14 protein-coding genes are annotated in these 18,431 nt (G+C 47.0%); 3 read left to right on the top strand and 11 right to left on the bottom strand.

Features of this window, described 5'->3' with window-relative positions:
• Positions 1–91 precede the first annotated feature (91 nt).
• The 3 genes from DW183_RS00255 to DW183_RS00265 all read right to left on the bottom strand — a co-directional run bounded on the left by DW183_RS00255 (position 92) and on the right by DW183_RS00265 (position 3,889).
• Positions 92–1,507: an MATE family efflux transporter gene (locus DW183_RS00255; RefSeq protein WP_147403355.1), complete on the bottom strand. Its 1,416-nt coding sequence runs from the start codon at positions 1,505–1,507 to the stop codon at positions 92–94.
• Between the two features lie 20 nt (positions 1,508–1,527).
• Positions 1,528–2,229: a tRNA (N6-threonylcarbamoyladenosine(37)-N6)-methyltransferase TrmO gene (tsaA, locus tag DW183_RS00260; protein WP_243069475.1), complete on the bottom strand. Its 702-nt coding sequence runs from the start codon at positions 2,227–2,229 to the stop codon at positions 1,528–1,530.
• Positions 2,230–2,383: 154 nt separating this feature from the next.
• Positions 2,384–3,889: an MFS transporter gene (locus tag DW183_RS00265; RefSeq protein ID WP_118280078.1), complete on the bottom strand. Its 1,506-nt coding sequence runs from the start codon at positions 3,887–3,889 to the stop codon at positions 2,384–2,386.
• Positions 3,890–4,075: 186 nt separating this feature from the next.
• Here DW183_RS00265 and DW183_RS00270 point away from each other — a divergent pair, with 186 nt between their 5' ends.
• Positions 4,076–5,377 carry a helix-turn-helix transcriptional regulator gene (locus tag DW183_RS00270; protein WP_118280080.1) on the top strand — a complete coding sequence of 434 codons (1,302 nt, stop codon included), beginning with the start codon at positions 4,076–4,078 and terminating at the stop codon, positions 5,375–5,377.
• Here the strand turns inward: DW183_RS00270 and DW183_RS00275 are convergent.
• Positions 5,374–7,080, bottom strand: a complete 1,707-nt coding sequence (locus tag DW183_RS00275) for an EAL domain-containing protein (protein ID WP_158572984.1) — start codon at positions 7,078–7,080, stop codon at positions 5,374–5,376. The two genes, DW183_RS00270 and DW183_RS00275, sit on opposite strands and share 4 nt — an antisense overlap.
• Positions 7,081–7,317: 237 nt before the next feature.
• Here DW183_RS00275 and DW183_RS00280 point away from each other — a divergent pair, with 237 nt between their 5' ends.
• Positions 7,318–8,691 carry a sodium-dependent transporter gene (locus DW183_RS00280; protein WP_118280086.1) on the top strand — a complete coding sequence of 458 codons (1,374 nt, stop codon included), beginning with the start codon at positions 7,318–7,320 and terminating at the stop codon, positions 8,689–8,691.
• Here DW183_RS00280 and DW183_RS00285 read toward each other — a convergent pair.
• The 7 genes from DW183_RS00285 to DW183_RS00315 all read right to left on the bottom strand — a co-directional run bounded on the left by DW183_RS00285 (position 8,684) and on the right by DW183_RS00315 (position 17,317).
• Positions 8,684–9,052, bottom strand: a complete 369-nt coding sequence (locus DW183_RS00285) for a nitrous oxide-stimulated promoter family protein (protein ID WP_118280089.1) — start codon at positions 9,050–9,052, stop codon at positions 8,684–8,686. The genes DW183_RS00280 and DW183_RS00285 overlap by 8 nt on opposite strands.
• Positions 9,053–9,061: 9 nt before the next feature.
• Positions 9,062–10,720, bottom strand: a complete 1,659-nt coding sequence (gene cydC / locus DW183_RS00290; protein ID WP_118280092.1) for a thiol reductant ABC exporter subunit CydC — start codon at positions 10,718–10,720, stop codon at positions 9,062–9,064.
• Complete coding sequence (locus DW183_RS00295) at positions 10,717–12,483, bottom strand: ABC transporter ATP-binding protein/permease (RefSeq protein ID WP_199649387.1); 1,767 nt, start codon at positions 12,481–12,483, stop codon at positions 10,717–10,719. Before DW183_RS00295 ends, cydC begins: the two co-directional genes overlap by 4 nt.
• A 243-nt stretch (positions 12,484–12,726) precedes the next feature.
• The gene (locus DW183_RS00300; protein ID WP_118280094.1) at positions 12,727–14,652 is read right to left on the bottom strand and encodes a glycoside hydrolase family 2 protein; all 1,926 of its coding nucleotides are present in this window, start codon (positions 14,650–14,652) and stop codon (positions 12,727–12,729) included.
• A 121-nt stretch (positions 14,653–14,773) separates the two neighbouring features.
• Entirely contained in the window at positions 14,774–16,651 is a 1,878-nt protein-coding gene (locus tag DW183_RS00305) for a heavy metal translocating P-type ATPase (RefSeq protein WP_118280097.1), read from the bottom strand.
• A gap of 60 nt (positions 16,652–16,711) precedes the next feature.
• Positions 16,712–16,930, bottom strand: coding sequence for a cation transporter (locus DW183_RS00310; RefSeq protein WP_118280100.1), 219 nt, complete (start codon positions 16,928–16,930; stop codon positions 16,712–16,714).
• Positions 16,931–16,990: 60 nt separating this feature from the next.
• Positions 16,991–17,317: an ArsR/SmtB family transcription factor gene (locus DW183_RS00315; protein ID WP_207722462.1), complete on the bottom strand. Its 327-nt coding sequence runs from the start codon at positions 17,315–17,317 to the stop codon at positions 16,991–16,993.
• A gap of 190 nt (positions 17,318–17,507) precedes the next feature.
• Here DW183_RS00315 and DW183_RS00320 point away from each other — a divergent pair, with 190 nt between their 5' ends.
• Complete coding sequence (locus tag DW183_RS00320; protein WP_118280105.1) at positions 17,508–18,362, top strand: hypothetical protein; 855 nt, start codon at positions 17,508–17,510, stop codon at positions 18,360–18,362.
• Positions 18,363–18,431: the final 69 nt, after the last annotated feature.

The following is an 18,431-nucleotide window of genomic DNA, read 5'->3' on the forward strand; positions in this document are numbered from 1 at the left end:
TCCTCCTTGATCAATAATGCAATGTCGAAATCCTTTTCAACGTTTCTTATCTTCTATATCGGAGGAAATTTTGCAAAATAAACCCCTTAGCCTACTTTTGTGCATTTTTTCTCCCCATGGCGAGCAAGCCTAAGGCAAGCAGGATGGCTTTTAAGACATTGTTGCAGATCATCATGATCCAGACAGCCATGATTCCCAGTCCAAAGACACGCACGCAGAGATACGTGCCGACCACGCGCACACCCCACATACTGATGAGTTCCACCACCAGAGGATAGCGGGTGCGTCCCATACCATTATAAATACCTTCCATGACTGCCGATGTGCCAAAGACCGGTTCCGTAAAGGCCACCATCCGAAGCAGACGCGTCCCGATAGCGATCACCTGCGGATCTTTTGTAAAAATAGACATCATGGCATGGGCGCCGACAAAGAGCAGGATACCTGTGATGCACATGAGTCCAAAGATCAGAGCGATCGACACGATCTTAACATCCTTTTCTTTCTTTTTATTCTTCTCACCGATGGCGTGGCCGATCAAGGTAGAAGTCGCCGCCATCATGCCATAGCCCGGAATATAAAAGATCTCCTCCGCCGTAATGGCAATGGCATGTGCCGCATAGGTGATCGTATCCATAGATGAGACAAAACTGGTAAAGACCACATGTCCCAGGCAGGATGCCAGGCGTGTTAGGACAACCGGAAGGCTAATGGCAAGGACAGCCGTCAGAACCTGTCGGGTCGTAACCGGCAAAATGTCTTGCGCTTTTTCTGTTACAAGCGGCTTATCTTCTTTCCCCTGCGCCGGGGATCCCCCCTTCCCCAGCACATCCAGACTCGGATTGCGTAGGAATACGACCGTCATCAAAAGACCCCCGATCGTATAAGATACCATGGTCGCCATACCGGCTCCCACAGCCCCCTTTCCCAAAAGATAGATAAAAACATAGTTGAGCCCGATATTGATAACATTGACCCAGACATTGACGATCATAGGTGTCTTGGTATCGCCTGTCGCCCGGATGGCAGAGGCAAATATAATGGTCGCCGCACGAAAGATCATAGGCAGATTGATAAAGATAAAATAGCGTGTGGCATCTGCATGAATCGCCTTTTCTGCCCCCATCCAGACCGGCACATGGGGTGCCATCCAAAGAGTGATTGCCATAAGGATGCCCCCGGCAAGCAGTGCCACGATCATGGCGAGTCTGGATGCCTTGCGGATCTTACTTTGATCTTTTTCTCCCACTGCCCTTGCAATATAGGAAAGGAAGCCCACGCCAAGGGCACCGATCACGCTCTGGATCAGCCAGGTATAGGTAGCGGTCAGAGATACCGTTGCCGTTGCCTGTGCGCCCAGATGTCCCACCATGGCAGTATCTACATATTGTAAGATGGTCTCCAAGAGATTTTCTAAGATCGTAGGCCATGCCAGGGTAAGCAGCATACCAAGGACTGCCTTATCCAAGCCAAATTTTATGCGATTGTCTGTATTCGACTGTGTCATCTTATATTCTTTCTCCTTTTTCACCTTTCTGCGCCCCGGATGCAATGCACAGCGCAAACACTGGCTCTGTCCCCCTCCACGGTAAAGTGGATGTCCCAGCGGTCAAAGGCGATCTTATAGACCTGATCGGCATGATTGTGATAAGGCGGTCTGGGATCCTGCTTTAAAAAGGCGATCGCCGCCTTTTGCTTTTCTTTGGGAAGTTTATCCAGCAATTCCTGCGGAAAGTCCACCTTTAGTGCATGGGAAAAGACCGCATCGGCAAATCCCCCTTTGGCATCTGCTCTTGCATCCGCATAAGGCAGATAAGGCTTGATATCATAAATGGGCGTGCCATCCACCATATCTACCCCTGCCACATAAAGTACCGGTGCCTTGGCACAAGCATAGTCGACGCCTAATAATTTAACGCAGGATAGCCCAATGGGATTGGGGCGAAAGGGTGAGCGCGTGGCAAAGACTCCCATACGCTTTTTTCCTCCCAGGCGTGGCGGTTTTACCGTCGCCGACCAATGCTCTTTTTGACTGAGAGAAAACTGCCATAGGATCCAAAGATGGGAAAATTCCTCAATGCCGCGGAAGGCTTCAGTACGGCGAAATTCCGGCTCCAATTCGATGCGCCCGACCAGTTCCTCTATCAGACCGCTCTGTCTGGGCAAACCAAACTTGGTCGGGAAATCCGTATGCACATGTCCGATGATCTGCATGCTTGTCTCTTCCATGACTTTTTCTCTCCTCTTGTTTATAGTACATTCTCTTGTCCGAGATACTTCTTCAAACGTTCAAGCTCGAGTATAACACAAGCGCAGATAAAAAAATAGAGGTCAGCATCTTTGCCGACCCCCATCGTCATTTTTATGTAAGACCAATTACACTTTATGCTTCTGCCTGATGTAACTGTTCTGCTACTGCATCACGTTTTGCCTGATTGTCTGCCTGCACCTGTGCGAGCGTTTCCACATCCAGCGTGTAGTTCTTCATGGCAAAAATATTGCAGAGGAATCCAATGATCGGAAGGACAAAGGACAGTCCGATTCCCATCCAGAATACACCGCTTGTAACCTCATCCCCCATCTGTGGTACTGTGTTGACATAACCGATCAAAGAAATTGCTGCGGTTGCTATCATAGCACAGATAGATGACATACCCTTATCGAACAAAGAGTAAACGCCTGCGATAACAGATGGCATGAAGTTGCCGGAACGATGTTCCTCACCATCCGTAACATCTGCACGCATGGTTCCTGCTGCAACGGAAAGAAGCATTCTGCCTGCGGTCATACCAACCGTACATGCTACCCAAAGAAGGAATGCCCAAGAGCCTGTGGTTCCGATCTCACGCATACCGCTTGGTCCTAAGATGATACATACAGCAAGCTGGATAACAGAAATTGCAATAGCAAACCATGAGAACCATACCGTTCCCTTCTTGGCACCGATCTTTCCGATGATGATACCACCGCCAAAGGCAAATACCAGACCAATAGCAGATGCATAGTTGTTTGCTACCTGTGTTGCAGAATAGGATCCGATCAGTACACCGGATACCAGGTTCATGATTACCGATTGCGTTGCTGTTGTCTGTGCAAACTTATCGGTAGCACATGTTACGATATAACGCTGTACATCCTTGTTTTTGGAAAGCACTTCCCACATCTGTTTAAGACCAATCTTCTCCTGCTTTCCGGATACCTTAGCACTCGCCTCTTTCCAAACCTCATCGTTATCTGCTCTTGCGATACCAATCATGGAAACAATACAGCAGACAAAAGAAACTGCGATGTAAAACAAAGTCATTTCCTTTAACATTGGCATATTGTACTGATTGTCATATTTTGGCAAGATGTTGAATGTTACGACATTGCTCAAAAGGATCGGTACACCATAAGAAAAAATGGTAGATACAAAGTTGAACATCGGGCGCTGCTTAGGATCGTTGGTAAGAACAGATGCCATAACAGAACCTGCTACGTTATTTACGGTATAACCGATGATGTAAATAATGTAGATCAGAATGAACATAACCAGTCCTGCCACACCCTTGAAGTGGTTTGCACCTGCTCCATACATCAGATAGACTGCAACTGCCTCGATAATCCAGCCAATGAGCAGGAATGGGCGACACTTACCATACTTGGTAGGGAATTTCTCAAATACATACGCAATCGCTGTATCTGTTACTGCATCCAGGATTCTGGATAAGGTGATGATAACACCCACAACCGCAGTTGCGATACCGTAGCCTTCACTGCCGGCATAAGAAGCATAAACCATACACATGTACATACAAATGTTGTTACCAGCACACGCCGGAGCCATGATCATCTCCCATAACTTGGCGCTGCGGTATTTCATGCCTGTAACACTTACCTCTTTACTCATAAAAAGTCCTCCTCTATTGTTGAAACGAATATTTCGTCCCCTTCGTTTAACTATACATTAGCACGAGTAGGCTCAAAGCATCGTACATAAATTCATGTTTATATTATTTTTTTCGTGATTTTTATAGAAATTTAATATTTTTGCGTTATACTGGATACAAACAATGCAAATAAGGAGTATGTCAGTATGTTTTCTAAAGAGACCTGTGAGATGACCATAAAAATCTTATCCACATGCTATTCCCTGCAGTTCTGGGAGTATTCCCCTGCCATGGAACTGCTTTCGAATCATGATGGACAGGCAGAGTTTATGGATCGGCTCATTTCTTTAAATGGTATGAAAGACTTTCTGATCGCATATGCCAAAGAAGATGTCTGCCCTCCCTATGAATTTTCAGACGATCTGGGCATTATCATAGGCTGTGTATTTTCCAAAGAGGATAAAAGAACCGACCGTGTCCTTTTACTGGGACCGACCTTTGCCAATGACCGGTCTCTAAAACGCCTGCTGGATGATCTGGAGATCCATGATCTTTCCGTGTCCGCCCGTAAATATATGTACGAGCAGTTCAAGGACTATCCCATCATCCCCATTAATATCTTTGAGCAATACCTGCTCATGCTCCACAATGCCATCTGCGATGAATGTCTGGATTTTCCTGCCATCCGGCGCAAGAACTTTTACCATACCAAAAAGACGGCTGCCGCCCCGGAGACCAACATAGCCACCAAGGCATTTATGCAAGCCTTAGAAGATTATAAGGGCAACGATGCCTCCATCCGCCACTTACAGCAGACTTCTTATAAATTAAACGAAGATCTGTCCCGCGACCATGCCGGGGTTTCCGGTTTTGAGCAGCAACTGGTCGCTGCAGTCGAGCAGGGAAATATGGGACTTTTAGACCTGATCAAGGAAGGTGGAAAGTTCTCCAACGGCATCAAGATCCAGTTGGAAAATGATCTGCAGCGCTGCAAGTACGGATCCATCTCCCTTTTGACCCTCTGCAGCCGCGCAGCCATCCGGGGCGGTCTGTCTGCCTCCATCTCCTATTCTTTGATGGATACCTACACCCTCGCCATCGACAACTGTGCAAATGTAAATGATATCCGCTATATCAACGACACCATCTTTGCCGACTACATCACCCGTGTGCACGATGCCAAGCAAAACGAGGATATCTCTGCGCCCATCCGCGCCTGCATTGACTACATCAACCTGCATATCCGCGACAAGATCACGATCAAAGACCTGTCACACTTTACCGGTTACAGCGACTATTATCTGTCCCACAAATTCAAAGAAGAACTGGGCATCACGGTCAACCAGTATGTCCAAAAAGAAAAACTAGCGGCAGCAAAAGTGCTCCTGACTACCGAGCACATGAATGTGACCCAGGTAGCAGAAGCACTGCATTTTTGTTCGCAATCTTATTTCTCAAATCTTTTTCAAAAAGAATATGGGGTATCCCCTTCCCAGTATCACGGCTAGTCTTCTCTGTACTGGGCATTTAAGAGTGCCTCAAATTCCTCCTGCGGCAAAGGCTTGGAGAAATAGAAGCCCTGAATATAATCGCATCCCATCTCCCGCAAAGCATCCACCTGTTCCTTGGTCTCTGCCCCTTCGGCTACGACTTTGGAACCGATGGCATGTGCCATGTCGATAATGGCTTGAATGACAGCATTTGCCTTTGTCGTCGTACCGATCTTTTGCACAAATCCCATATCTAATTTGACAACATCAAAATCATAATCACGGATGGTACTAAAGGACGAGTAGCCACTGCCAAAGTCATCCAAATAGAACTTGACGCCGATCCGCTTCATATCCAAAAGCACATTGCGGTTGTTGCTGGCAACGATCGAGTATGCCGTCTCCGTCACCTCAAAACGTGTATAATCCATCGGCAGGTCGGTATTGGAGACATCCAGAAGAACCGATGCCATCATATCTTTATCAAAGAAATCCATCTGGGACATATTCATGGAAACCGGAACAATAAACTGTCCCTTTTTGTAGCGTTCCTCCATAAAGGAAAGCACACTGCGTTCCACGAAAAGATCCATCTGGGAGATACGTCCGCTGTCCTCTAAGGCAGGTACAAAGATGCCCGGCGATACCATTTCTCCATCTGCCTTTTTCCAGCGCACCAGCGCTTCGGCGGATGCTATCTCACCGGAAAAGGCATCATAGACCGGCTGGTAATAAACCTGAAACTCATGCTTTTCCAGAGCATTGCTGATATCCCGCAGTGCATCATTTCTCTCCATATAAGAACTGCCCATCTTTTGATCAAAAATGGCATAGGGCTGTACATATTCATCCTCGATATAATCCTTTGCCATATGGGCGCGGTCGCACATATTGCTGACGCTGTCCAGACGATCCTCCGCCGGTATCATATAGATACCGCAGACACCGTAAACATCTAAGGATCTCTGATCAAATACCAGAGTCTGATGTAAGAATTGCTTTAAGTGTTCATAATTGATATTGGCTGGATCCACCAGACAGACAAAATGATCTGCCTCGATACGTCCCACAGCATAAGGATGCAGGTTAGATCTGTGAATGACACGCACGACCTCACGCAGTGCCAGATCTCCGCCCTCCGTACCGAACAACTCATTGATTGCCTTGAAGCCCTTGAGGTTGATATACATAATGGCAAGATCATGGTCTACGGCAGGATCCCGCAGAACGGCTCTTGCCTTTCGGATAAAGCCATATCGGTTCAACTCTCCGGTCAGATGATCCTGTTCTAGGAGTTTTGTCACATCCTTTAAGGTCGTAAGGATCAAACCATCTTCCTGATCCAGATAAGAAAACTTCCATTGTTTCTTGTGGCGGTTGTGTTCCGGTGTACTAAAATGGAACATAAAACTGTAAACTTTTTGTTCTTCCAACTGCTTTACGATGTATGGGATCTCCGAGCAGTGCATAAAGTCCTTACCGTCGTTATCATCCAAAAAAGTCTCTACCAAAAGGGCGCGCGCATCATAATAGTCATGCTCCTCGCCTGTCCAGTCCCAATCTGCATGCAATTCATCTGTATCTACATAAAGCATCCCTGTCTGGGTGTTGATGACACAAATATAGTCATACTCACTTCTGACAAGATAATCTGAAATTTTCTCATGTACCCGTTTCACATCATGTCCTGCTATCGTCTTGGCTGTCTCTTGTTTCTCCATCTTCATCCCCTGGGGAAATATATCCCGTCATATGCTATTTTTCCTATACGAAAGGCGACGCCCATCTGTCTGCACTCGGACCTCGTCTCACATCCATATTGTAATACCCTTCATCTTGCAAGACAACCTTTATTTTCTATACGACATTGCAAATTTTCAGTATTTATGCTAAACTTCCCACATTATGTATGCAAAAATGCATTTAATAGGAAATAATCTTGAGGGGGAAATTTTATCATGCATGATCCAAACAAAAAGCGCAGTTCCTTTTCCGGTAAGATCGGCTTTGTCCTGTCTGCAGCCGGTGCTTCTGTCGGGCTGGGAAATATCTGGCGTTTTCCATACCTTGCTGCCAAATACGGCGGCGGTATTTTTCTATTGATCTATATCATCCTTGCCCTGACCTTTGGTTATACCATGATCATTGCAGAGACATCACTCGGTCGTATGACCAAGAAAAGTCCGGTCGGAGCCTACCATTCCTTCGGCAGATCCAAATGGCTGTCTGTCGGCGGCTGGCTCAACGCCATCATACCCATCCTGATCGTACCTTACTACTCCGTCATTGGCGGCTGGGTACTCAAATATCTCATTGGCTATCTCTCTGGAAAGGGTTCTGCACTGGCCCAGGACGGCTATTTCAGCACCTTTATCTCTGACGGGGCATCCACAGAACTCTGTTTTCTGGTCTTTGCCCTGCTGACGCTTGGCATCATCTTTGCGGGCGTACGAAACGGCATTGAACGCGTATCCAAGATCATGATGCCCATCCTGGTCGTACTGTCCGTCATTATTACCATCTATTCTGTAACCAGACCAGGTGCCCTTGCCGGTGTCAAATATTTTCTGGTGCCAAACCCGGAAAACTTCTCCTGGATGACCGTCGTTGCCGCCATGGGACAGATGTTTTATTCCCTGTCGATCGCCATGGGCATCTTAGTGACCTTTGGTTCTTACATGAAAAAGGATGTCTCCATCGAGGACTCTACCAAGAATGTAGAGATCTTTGACACAGCGATCGCCATTATGGCTGGTCTGATGATCATTCCGGCGGTCTTTGCTTTTTCTGGCGGAGATCCGGACACCTTACAGGCAGGTCCGTCCCTCATGTTCATCACGATCCCGAAAGTCTTTGACAGCATGGGGCTTGGCACGGGCGTCGGCATCCTTTTCTTTGTGCTGGTACTCTTTGCCGCTATGACAAGTTCCATCGCACTGACGGAAAGTGCGGTTTCCACCTTTGAGGACGAACTTGGCTGGAGAAGGAAAAAGGCGACCGTTATCGTCGGTATCATCATGATCGCGCTCGGCACTCTTTCCTCTCTGGGCTATGGTCCACTGGCAAATGTAACCCTGATCGGCATGCAGTTTTTGGATTTCTTTGACTTCCTGACAAACTCAGTCATGATGCCGCTGGCTGCCCTTGCGACCTGTCTGCTCGTCTCCCGGGTGGTCGGCACACAAAAAATAGAGGATGAAGTGACAGACGGAGGAAAACCATTCCGTCGAAAAAAGATCTTCCAGTTTATGATCAAGTATCTCTGTCCGATCTTTGCCATCATCATCCTCATTTCATCCATTGCCAATGCTTTTGGCTGGATCTCTATGTAGTTTCCAGTCGCTTTTTCTCCCGCCGCGTCTCTACGAGATGGCGGATGCAGGCGACGGGATGCACAAAGAGCATCCGCGGTCCGCTATAGCGCATCACTTCTTTGATGCGCTGGCGCATCTCGGGCTTGTAGCAATGCACCTTGCAGTTGGAACAAAAAGTCTTTGTCTCCATAAAAGGACACTTGTCACTGCGCATTCTCGCATAATCATCCAGTGCCTGACACTCTTTGCAGAGACACTTGTTTTTCTTATCATAAGCCGCATGATTTCCCTTGCAGTAGACACGGATCATATCCGAAACCATAGTTTTTTCCCGTTCTCTTTTTTCTATAAGTTCCTGACTGGTCAAATTTTCTTCCATCATCTTCTCCTAACTGACGCGTCCTTCCTTCATTTGATAGACCTGATCGGCAATGCGCATGGCAGAATCCCTGTGTGAGACCAAAAGGATCAGTTTATCTCCTCGCTCCTCGCGCAAAGAACGCAAAATGACACTTTCATTCAAGGAATCCAGATTGCTGGTCGGCTCATCCAGAAGCATCATCGGCGCGTCGTGTAAAAAGGCACGCGCCAGCCCGATACGCTGACGCTCTCCGCCGGATAAGGTATCACCCAACTCGCCCACCGGTGTGTCATAGCCCTGCGGTAAGGACAGGATAAAGTCATGGATGGAGGCTTTTTTGCAGGCTTCCTCGATCTCCTCTCTGGTCGCATCCAGTTTTGCAATGCGGATATTTTCTGCGATAGAGTCACAGAAAAGATGGGTCTCCTGGATCATATAGCCCTGCATCCGGCGCAGATCTTCCGTATTGATCTTTCCGATCTCCCGGTCTGCGATTGCAAGTTTTCCTGAATCAACATCCCAGAAACGCATCAAAAGTTTTAAGAGGGTTGATTTACCGCTGCCGCTCTTTCCGACAATACCAAGAATGCCCTGCTTTGGCACATCCAAAGACACTCCATCTAAGATCGTCTCCTTTTCATATGCAAAGGTCACATCCTCGATCGTCACCTGTCCGTAAGTTGTCTGGTCTGCACCTGTGATCTCAGCGACCTGTGGTTCTTCCTCTAAAATGTCTAAGACACGGTTGCCTGAGGCAAAGGTATTCTGTAAGGTCGTTCCCAGATTTGCCAGTGCCACCACCGGTCCAAAGGAGGACATAAGTGCCAGAGTCGCGATCACGATCCCGTCAAAGGCAATGATCCCTTCTTTATATAAATAAGATGCGCTAAGCAGCATAAGGAAGTCAAAGACCAGGATTGCCGTATTGGTCACCGCCATATTAAGCCCAGTCACACGCTTCATTTTTTCCTGACAGTCATTCATCCGATCGGTGCGCTCATTCATCTGCTGCATACGTTTTTTTCCATTGCCATACTGCATGGTCTCCGGCAGACCGCGCAAAGAATCCAGCACAAATGCACTCAGACTACCTGACTGATTGCGGAACTCCAATCCCAGATCGCCACTCGTTTTGGAAGCAATGACCGGTACGATGACGCCCACGGTCACATATGCCGCCAATGCCAGCAGTCCCAGACCCCAGTGGATATGTCCGATGAAAAGACTCAGGATGACCGAGTAGATCGTAGCGATCGCGATCGGCGAGATCGTGTGTGCGTAAAAAACTTCCAAAAGTTCAATATCTGAAGTAATGACGGATATCAGATCTCCCTTGTCCCTGCCCTCAAGTTTTGCCGGGCAAAGCCTGCGCAGGGCTGCAAATGCTTTTGCGCGGATCAGTGCTAAGAGTTTGAATGCAATGTAATGGTTGCAGGACTGCTCCGTATAGCGGGCAAATCCTCTGGCGATGGCAAAGACCACCATGCAGACAAAGAAGAAAGCAAAGGAGTGGGCTATTGGAAATCCCCAAACCTTCAATGCCGCATAACCGGCAAAAATAGTGATAAAGGATGCCAATAAATGTCCGATCAGACCTAATGTAATGGCAAGGAACATATAGCCCAGAAGCGGACGTACCATGCCGATCAGTTTTGCCATGATCTCTAAATTCGATCTCTTTTTCATGCCTGTGCTCCTCCTTTCTCAGACTTTCCGTAATTTTCCAATTCCTGCTGCGCCTGCCAGAGTGACGCGTAAGTTTTTTGCTCTTGCAAAAGGCTTTCATGCTGCCCCACTTCAACGATCTGACCTTTTTCCAATACATAGATCTGATCTGCTCCGACCACATTTGCCAAACGGTGGGAGATCAGAAGCACGGTCTTTGTCTTAGCCAAAGCAATGATCTGCTCCATGATATCATTTTCACTCTCGACATCAATATTGGAGGTTGCCTCATCAAAAATATAGATCGGGCTGTCATGCAAGAGAGCACGCGCCAATGCCAGGCGTTGCCGCTGTCCGCCGGACAAGTTGGATGCCTTTTCCAGTAATTTGGTATCCAGCCCCTCCTCTTGCCGTAAAAAGTCTGCCAGTTTGGTCTGCTCTAAGACCTTCCACATTTCCCCTTCCGTGGCGTCTTCCTTTGCCATCAAAAGATTATCGCGCACGCTTCCCTTAAAGAGGTAGGCATCGTGGCTGACATAGGTGATCTTCTGCATACGCACATCTTCCGGAATGGCTGCCAATGGCAGTCCTCCCAAGGTGATCTGCCCCTGGTCAGCCGTATTTCTTCCCATAAATAAGGATGCGATCGTTGATTTGCCGCAGCCGCTGGCTCCGACCAGGGCAACAAACTGCCCGGATTTTACTAACAGGTTGATATGGACTAAGATCTGACGGCTCTCATCATAGGAAAAAGACAGGTCCTGCATACAAAGATCGTTTGTTTGTGGTACCTCTTCTGCGATCTCCCCTGTCTCTTCCTTTTTGACATCCAAAAGGGCAAAGATCTTGTCACTGGCTGCCATACCATTCATGGCAACATGGAAAAAACTTCCCAGTTGGCGCATAGGAATAAAGAAGTCAGCCGAAAGCAGGATGATAAAAAGTGTGCCGGTAAGATCGATATGACCTGCGCGATACTGAAGGATGGCAACGATCATGCCAAGTGCCGCACCGCCATAAGCAACAATATCCATAATGGTAATGGAATTTAACTGCATGGTCAGGACCTTCATGGTGATCTTTCGGAACTTTTCGGCTTCCTCGTCCATCTTTTCACTCTTATAGCCATCTGCCTGATAGATCTTCAAGGTCGTAAGCCCTTGCAGGTCTTCCAAAAAGGTGTCGCCCAAAGCCGTATATTGTCCCCAGTATTTTGACAAAAGTTTCTTTGCCCACTTCTGGACAAAGACGATCGCCATCGGGATCATAGGCACGCAGACCAAAAGTAGGATCGCTGCCGGGACATTGACAAAGCAAAGGACAATAAACAAAGTCAGGGGTGCCAACATGGCATAGAAGAACTGTGGCAGGTAAGCGCCAAAGTAAGTCTCCAACTGGTCTACGCCCTCCACGGCGATCTGTACGACTTCGGAACTGGCAACGTATTTTTGATAGGAAGAACCCAGTGCCAGAAGTTTCTCATAGATCTTTTGTCGCAGGGTCTTTTTTACGGTCTTTGCCGAAAGAAAACTCATGCGGTTGGAAAGAAGGGTGCAAAGGAAACGTGCCAGAATACAGAATACAACAACCAGGACCAGTCTTTTGATGTTCTGATAAAAGTCGCCTCCCCTGCCGCTGTCCGGCAGTAAAGTTCCTAAAAACCCGGTAATGCTATACATCATCAGGATGTTGGCAAGCATGCCAAGCCACTGAAAGATGACATTGCCGGCTATGTATTTTTTGCTCTCGCCCACCATGGCGATGAGCCGTTTGTTCATCATCATATGTATGTTCTCCTTCCCTGTATCTATGAAATATACTTTCGTTTTGATTAGTTGATGTGTACCTTGGTTTTTCATTCATAACATAGGTTCGCTTTAACTTACCACATTTTGCTGGATTTTTCCACTGGTTTTTTCTTCCTGCCATTGGATTTTTCTTCTTGCCATCAGAAATGCAGAGTTTCTGTAATCAAAAAAGATGTAAGTCATTTTCGACTTACACCTTAAAATAGTATTGCATGATTATTATATTTTCTTCACTTTCCGATCATAGGTATAGATACCATTGACCTCGTCCTCGATATCAGATACCTGTGTGTAGACACTTGCACACAACCCCTGTGGAATCAATCTCATCGCCTCCTGACGCCGCTTTTCATATGCCGCCTTAAGGCTCTCCGTATCTTTATAAGTTCCATATCCATAGATAGCTTCTGTTGTAGTATGTTCCGGGATGCCATAGGAATAACCTCCATACTCTGACAATACAGCCACACGCTCATTCTTTTTTGGGTCACGTGGAATGACCAGAGGGAAGAAATAATTGTGAAAGGAATTCATATCGCCGCTTCCCTGATCGTACCAGCCGCTTGCCGCATCGATCAGGCGCGTTGGATCCGCCTCTCTTGCCAGTGCCACCATTTCATTGGTCGAAAACTGTCCCCAGCCCTCGTTGAAAATAACCCATGTGCTGATGCAGGGATGTTTCTTTAATAAGGCGATCGTCTCTAACATCTCCTGCTGCCATTCACGTTGTCCAGCCACGTCCTCACGCGAAAGCAGTTTTCGATGCCTGTCACTGCTTTTGATCTGTAAAAACGAAAGTACGGTAGCCAGATATGTAACATACCAATCCTTGTAAGACCTACCGCCATTTACCATATCCTGCCATACGATCATCCCCAGCCTGTCACAATGGAAATAAAATCGCTCCGGTTCAATCTTGATATGCTTACGGATCATATGAAATCCGGTCTCCTTCATTCCCATGATATCATAAATATATGCCGCATCCGCAGGCGGTGTCATGAGTCCATCCGGCCAATAGCCCTGATCCAAAACACCTTCCATAAATATCGGATGATGATTTAAACAGATGCGCCAGATTCCATCTTTATCTTTTTCCTTTGTGAACGTGCGCAGTGCAAAGTAGCCGTAAATAACATCCTCCCCCAGCAAGATTTCATAATCATATAAATAAGGTGTTTCCACGCTCCAGAACTTGCGATCTGCTTCCGGTATCTCCAGCACAATATCTTCCAGATATAGATTAGAATTTTCCGGATTATCCGAACTTTCTACCTTTTTTCTTATGATGGTGCTATCCTTGTACTCTGCTATGACTGTTTTTTCGCTTATTTCCTGTATTTTAGCATGCGGTGTTTCAATATTTGCTCGCGCATGAGATGATGCAAAAATCCGTATCGTTACAGGTAAGCCTGCATTTGTCATGAAATTTTCACAAATATCTGTTAATTCATTCGTTTCATTTTTTCCCTGTGCAAGAATAGTAAAACACACTTTTCCATGATCACTATCTGCCACCACATTTACTTCTGCGATTGCAAGAGCCGGCACATATTCCATCCAGACCGTCTGCCAGATACCACTTTGTGCCGTGTAATACATACCGCCACGCTGTAACTTTTGCTTTCCCCGCGCATGATAAGAAGTGTCGCTGACATCCTTCACCTTCACGACAAGATCCAGTGCGTCCGCCCGGCTCTTCCTTGCATATGGTGTCAGGTCAAGGGTAAATGGGAGATATCCGCCAACATGTGTCATCACTTCTTTTCCGTCCACATAGACATATGCTGTCTGATCCACCGCACCAAAATGTAGGAGCAGACGCATCCCTTGATCCAGTTTTTTTCTATCCAGTACAAGTTCTCTATGATACCAGAGATATTCATCCGGTTGCAACTGATGCTCCACACCGGAGAGTGCGGCTTCCGGTGAGTATGGCACAAGGATTTTCCCATTATAAATATCCGGGATTTTCTCCCCATCCAACTGTTTTGTGATGGCATAATCCCACCAACCATTGAGATTCTCATAAGAATCGCGCATCATGGATGGGCGCGGATATTCTGTAAGTACTGCAAGATCTTCCTTGCCCACTTTCACCTCCTCTCTTAATTTTTCTCCCCAACTTGTATATAACTGCTTCATACGCACACCTTCTTTTCACCTTTGGGCTCATTGTATCACACCTTTGCGGTCTTTTCACTGTTTATCCAGCCAAGAAAAAAGAACCCTGCGACACAGCAGAGTCCTTCCTTTTAAATTCTTATTATGCTCTTATCTTCAAAGCTCTTGTTGCATTCAAGACTGCCAGCACCATGACACCGACATCGGCGAAAATGGCTACCCACATATTGGCAATACCAAGTGCTCCCAAGATCAGGCAGACTGCCTTAACCGCAAGTGCAAAGACAATGTTTTCCCGCACGATCTTTAAGGTTCGTACAGAGATCTTCATAGCCAGCGCGATCTTTGCCGGATCATCGTCCATAAGGACCACATCGGCTGCCTCGATCGCTGCATCCGATCCCATGGCTCCCATGGCAATACCAATGTCTGCGCGGGATAATACCGGTGCGTCGTTGATGCCGTCACCGACAAAGGCTAAGTTTTCCTTTTCTCCCTTGGCATTTAAAATGTGCTCGACCTGTGCGACCTTATCTGCCGGAAGCAGTTCACTGTGGACTTCATCAATACCAATCTCTGCTGCCACACGCTGTGCCGTCTCATTGGCATCCCCGGTAAGCATGATGGTCTTTTTGATGCCGTTCTTCTTCAGTCCGGCGATCGCATCCTTCGTGGTCGGTTTTACCACATCGGAGATCACGATACATCCTGCATAGGTGCCATCCACGGCAACGTAGCAGACCGTTCCCTCTTTGTGCTCGGTCGTAACCGTCAGATTTTCACGCTGCATCAGGCGCATGTTTCCAACATAGACCTTCCTGCCGTCCACCCGGGCACACACACCATGTCCGGCGATCTCCTCAATGTCAGAGACACGGGAAAGATCCAGTTCCTGTCCATATGCCTTTTTCAGACTCAGGCTGATCGGATGGGAAGATGAACTTTCGGCATAGGCAGCCATACCAAGTAAGGTTTCTTTATCAAATCCATTTTCCGGGTAAGAGGCGGTCACCTCAAATACTCCCTTGGTCAACGTTCCTGTCTTGTCAAAGACAATATACTTGGTTGCAGACAATGCTTCCAGATAATTGGATCCCTTGACCAGAATACCATTGCTGGAGGCACAACCGATACCTCCGAAGAATGATAGCGGAATGGAAATAACCAAAGCACACGGACAAGAGATTACCAGGAAAGTCAGGGCTCGGATGATCCACTCGCCCCACATCGGACTACTTCCCATAAACAGGCGCACGACCGGCGGTAAAATAGCAAGCGCCAGAGCACCGTAACAGACTGCCGGTGTGTAATACTTGGCAAACTTTGTGATAAAGTTCTCGGATCTGGATTTCTTCATGGCTGAATTTTCCACCAGATCTAAGATCTTGGATACGGTAGAATCTCCAAACTTCTTGGTCGTCTTTACCTTGATCATACCGGTCATATTGATGCATCCACTGATGATCTCATCACCGCAGGATACGTCTCTCGGCAGGCTTTCTCCCGTAAGCGCACTGGTATTTAAGGTCGTATTTCCCTCTGTGATCACGCCATCGATCGGCACTTTTTCGCCCGGGTTGATGATGATCTCGGAACCAATCTCCACATCATCCGGATCGACCTTTTCCAGTTTGCCATCCACCATCATATTGGCATAATCCGGTCGGATATCCATAAGGGCTGCGATGTTCTTACGGCTCTTTCCTACCGCTATGCTCTGGAAAAGTTCGCCGATCTGATAAAAAAGCATAACCGCAGCGCCTTCCTTGAACTCTCCCAAGCAGACCGCTCCAATGGTCGCCACGGCCATCAAAAAATTCTCGTCAAAGACCTGTCTCTTTAGGATACCTTTTCCCGCTTTTTTTAAAATGTCATAGCCAATTACCAGATATGGCACCAGATACAATGCCAGACGAAGGATCCACGGCATCTCTACCAAAGCATCCAAAATGGATACTGCTATTAATAAAAGCAGGGCAACAACAATGCGTTTCAGTACTTTTTGCTGTTTTTTACTCATCTATCTTCTCCTTTACGACTCCCACCGCCTCCGTGGCACAGCCCCGAAACGCGGTTCTTCTTATAAAAAGATCTCGCAATCGTCTTCTACGACTTTGCAGTTCTTGTATGCCTGCTGCATAACAGCGTCCACATCTGCGCCTTCTTCAAATTCAACCTTTAACTTCAAAGTCATGAAACTCAAAGTTGCATTCTTTACGCCCTCTGTATTCTTTACGGCTTCCTCCATCTTTGCTGCACAGTTTGCGCAATCAACCTCTACATCATATGTCTTTTTCATAATTTTGTTCTCCTTTTTCTTTTTTATTCTTTATCATACAAGATGGTGATCCATCTGTCTTTACTCCTCTACGTGATCCATACCCATGGATAGGATCGTGCGCACATGATCATCATCCAGCGAGTAAAAAATACTCTTGCCGCTCCGTTTGAACTTGACCAACTTGGCATCCTTTAAAATGCGGAGTTGGTGACTGACTGCGGATTGGTTCAGATTTAAGATCTGTGCGATATCACTGACACAAAGTTCACTTTCAAACAAGGCATATAAGATCTTGATCCTGGTCGAATCGCCAAAGACCCTGAAAAGTTCTGCCAGATCATACAGGTATTCATCCTCCGGTTGGTTTTGGAGTACCTGCTCTACCAAATCTTCGTGTGCCGCCAAAAATTCTGACTTCTGCTCTGCCACCTGAAATCCTCCCTTCTTTATCTTTATCTTTTGTATTTTTTCTCTTTATCATCTGTTCATATGTAATTATATTCATATGTTCATACATTGTCAATATATCCAATGAATTTTCTGTACCTTTTTTTCCCCGCCACATAGAATAATAAAAAAAGAAAGAATATCAACTATGGCAACTTTTTATAACCAGGCGACCTTGTCCTACAACGGCAACACGACCACATCCAATATCACGACCGGTGAACTGGTCGAAGTGCTCTCTGCCACAAAGACCGCCGTACAGACCGAGTATCAGCAGGATGATACCCTGACCTATGTCGTCAACATTTTAAACTCAGGCAATACCACCATGACCGGAGTGACGATCTCCGATAATCTGGGTGCCTATACCTTAAACACCATAACACTGGTGCCTATGGACTATGTGGTAGGCACTGTCCGCTATTATGTTGGCGGTGTCTTACAGCCGACACCAACGGTGACCGCCGGTCCTCCTCTGACCATTTCCGGTCTGTCTGTTCCGGCAAAAGGCAATGTCACCGTCATCTACCAGGCCAAGACCAACGATTATGCTCCACTGGCACAGGAAAGTAGCATCACCAACACGGCGACCATCAATGCCAACAATATCGCCAATCCGATCACGGCAAGTGCTACAGTCAATGCTTACAGTAAGCCGGTGCTCCGCATCAGTAAATCCTTAACACCGACAACTGTCTCCGAAAACGGACAACTGACTTATACCTTTATCATTCAGAACTACGGCAACACCGCAGCGGATGAAGCCGATGCCCTGATCGTCTCCGACCGTTTTGACCCGATCTTAAATCCGATCACAGTCGCCTTCAATGGCACTGCCTGGACGGAAGGTACCGAGTACACCTACGATGCCACCACCGGACAGTTTGTATCGACCGCCGGCATCATCACCGTACCTGCCGCTTCCTATACACAGGATGCTGCGACCGGTGTCATCTCCATTGTTCCGGGTTCCGCAACCCTGACCATCACAGGAACAGTTTAAGTTTTCCAAACTTCTCAATGAAATAAAAGAAAAGCCCCCGCGCGTATCCTGCGCACGAGGGCTTTCTAT

Origin of the sequence: Roseburia sp. AM16-25, from assembly GCF_003473825.1 — a bacterium.
Classification (GTDB): domain Bacteria; phylum Bacillota; class Clostridia; order Lachnospirales; family Lachnospiraceae; genus Pararoseburia; species Pararoseburia lenta.

Coding starts and splice junctions, on each gene's coding strand:
- DW183_RS00255 (WP_147403355.1), bottom strand. CDS start 1,507: ATGACACAGTCGAATACAGACAATCGCATAAAATTTGGCTTGGATAAG.
- tsaA (WP_243069475.1), bottom strand. CDS start 2,229: ATGGAAGAGACAAGCATGCAGATCATCGGACATGTGCATACGGATTTC.
- DW183_RS00265 (WP_118280078.1), bottom strand. CDS start 3,889: ATGAGTAAAGAGGTAAGTGTTACAGGCATGAAATACCGCAGCGCCAAG.
- DW183_RS00270 (WP_118280080.1), top strand. CDS start 4,076: ATGTTTTCTAAAGAGACCTGTGAGATGACCATAAAAATCTTATCCACA.
- DW183_RS00275 (WP_158572984.1), bottom strand. CDS start 7,080: ATGGAGAAACAAGAGACAGCCAAGACGATAGCAGGACATGATGTGAAA.
- DW183_RS00280 (WP_118280086.1), top strand. CDS start 7,318: ATGCATGATCCAAACAAAAAGCGCAGTTCCTTTTCCGGTAAGATCGGC.
- DW183_RS00285 (WP_118280089.1), bottom strand. CDS start 9,052: ATGGAAGAAAATTTGACCAGTCAGGAACTTATAGAAAAAAGAGAACGG.
- cydC (WP_118280092.1), bottom strand. CDS start 10,720: ATGAAAAAGAGATCGAATTTAGAGATCATGGCAAAACTGATCGGCATG.
- DW183_RS00295 (WP_199649387.1), bottom strand. CDS start 12,483: ATGATGATGAACAAACGGCTCATCGCCATGGTGGGCGAGAGCAAAAAA.
- DW183_RS00300 (WP_118280094.1), bottom strand. CDS start 14,652: ATGAAGCAGTTATATACAAGTTGGGGAGAAAAATTAAGAGAGGAGGTG.
- DW183_RS00305 (WP_118280097.1), bottom strand. CDS start 16,651: ATGAGTAAAAAACAGCAAAAAGTACTGAAACGCATTGTTGTTGCCCTG.
- DW183_RS00310 (WP_118280100.1), bottom strand. CDS start 16,930: ATGAAAAAGACATATGATGTAGAGGTTGATTGCGCAAACTGTGCAGCA.
- DW183_RS00320 (WP_118280105.1), top strand. CDS start 17,508: ATGGCAACTTTTTATAACCAGGCGACCTTGTCCTACAACGGCAACACG.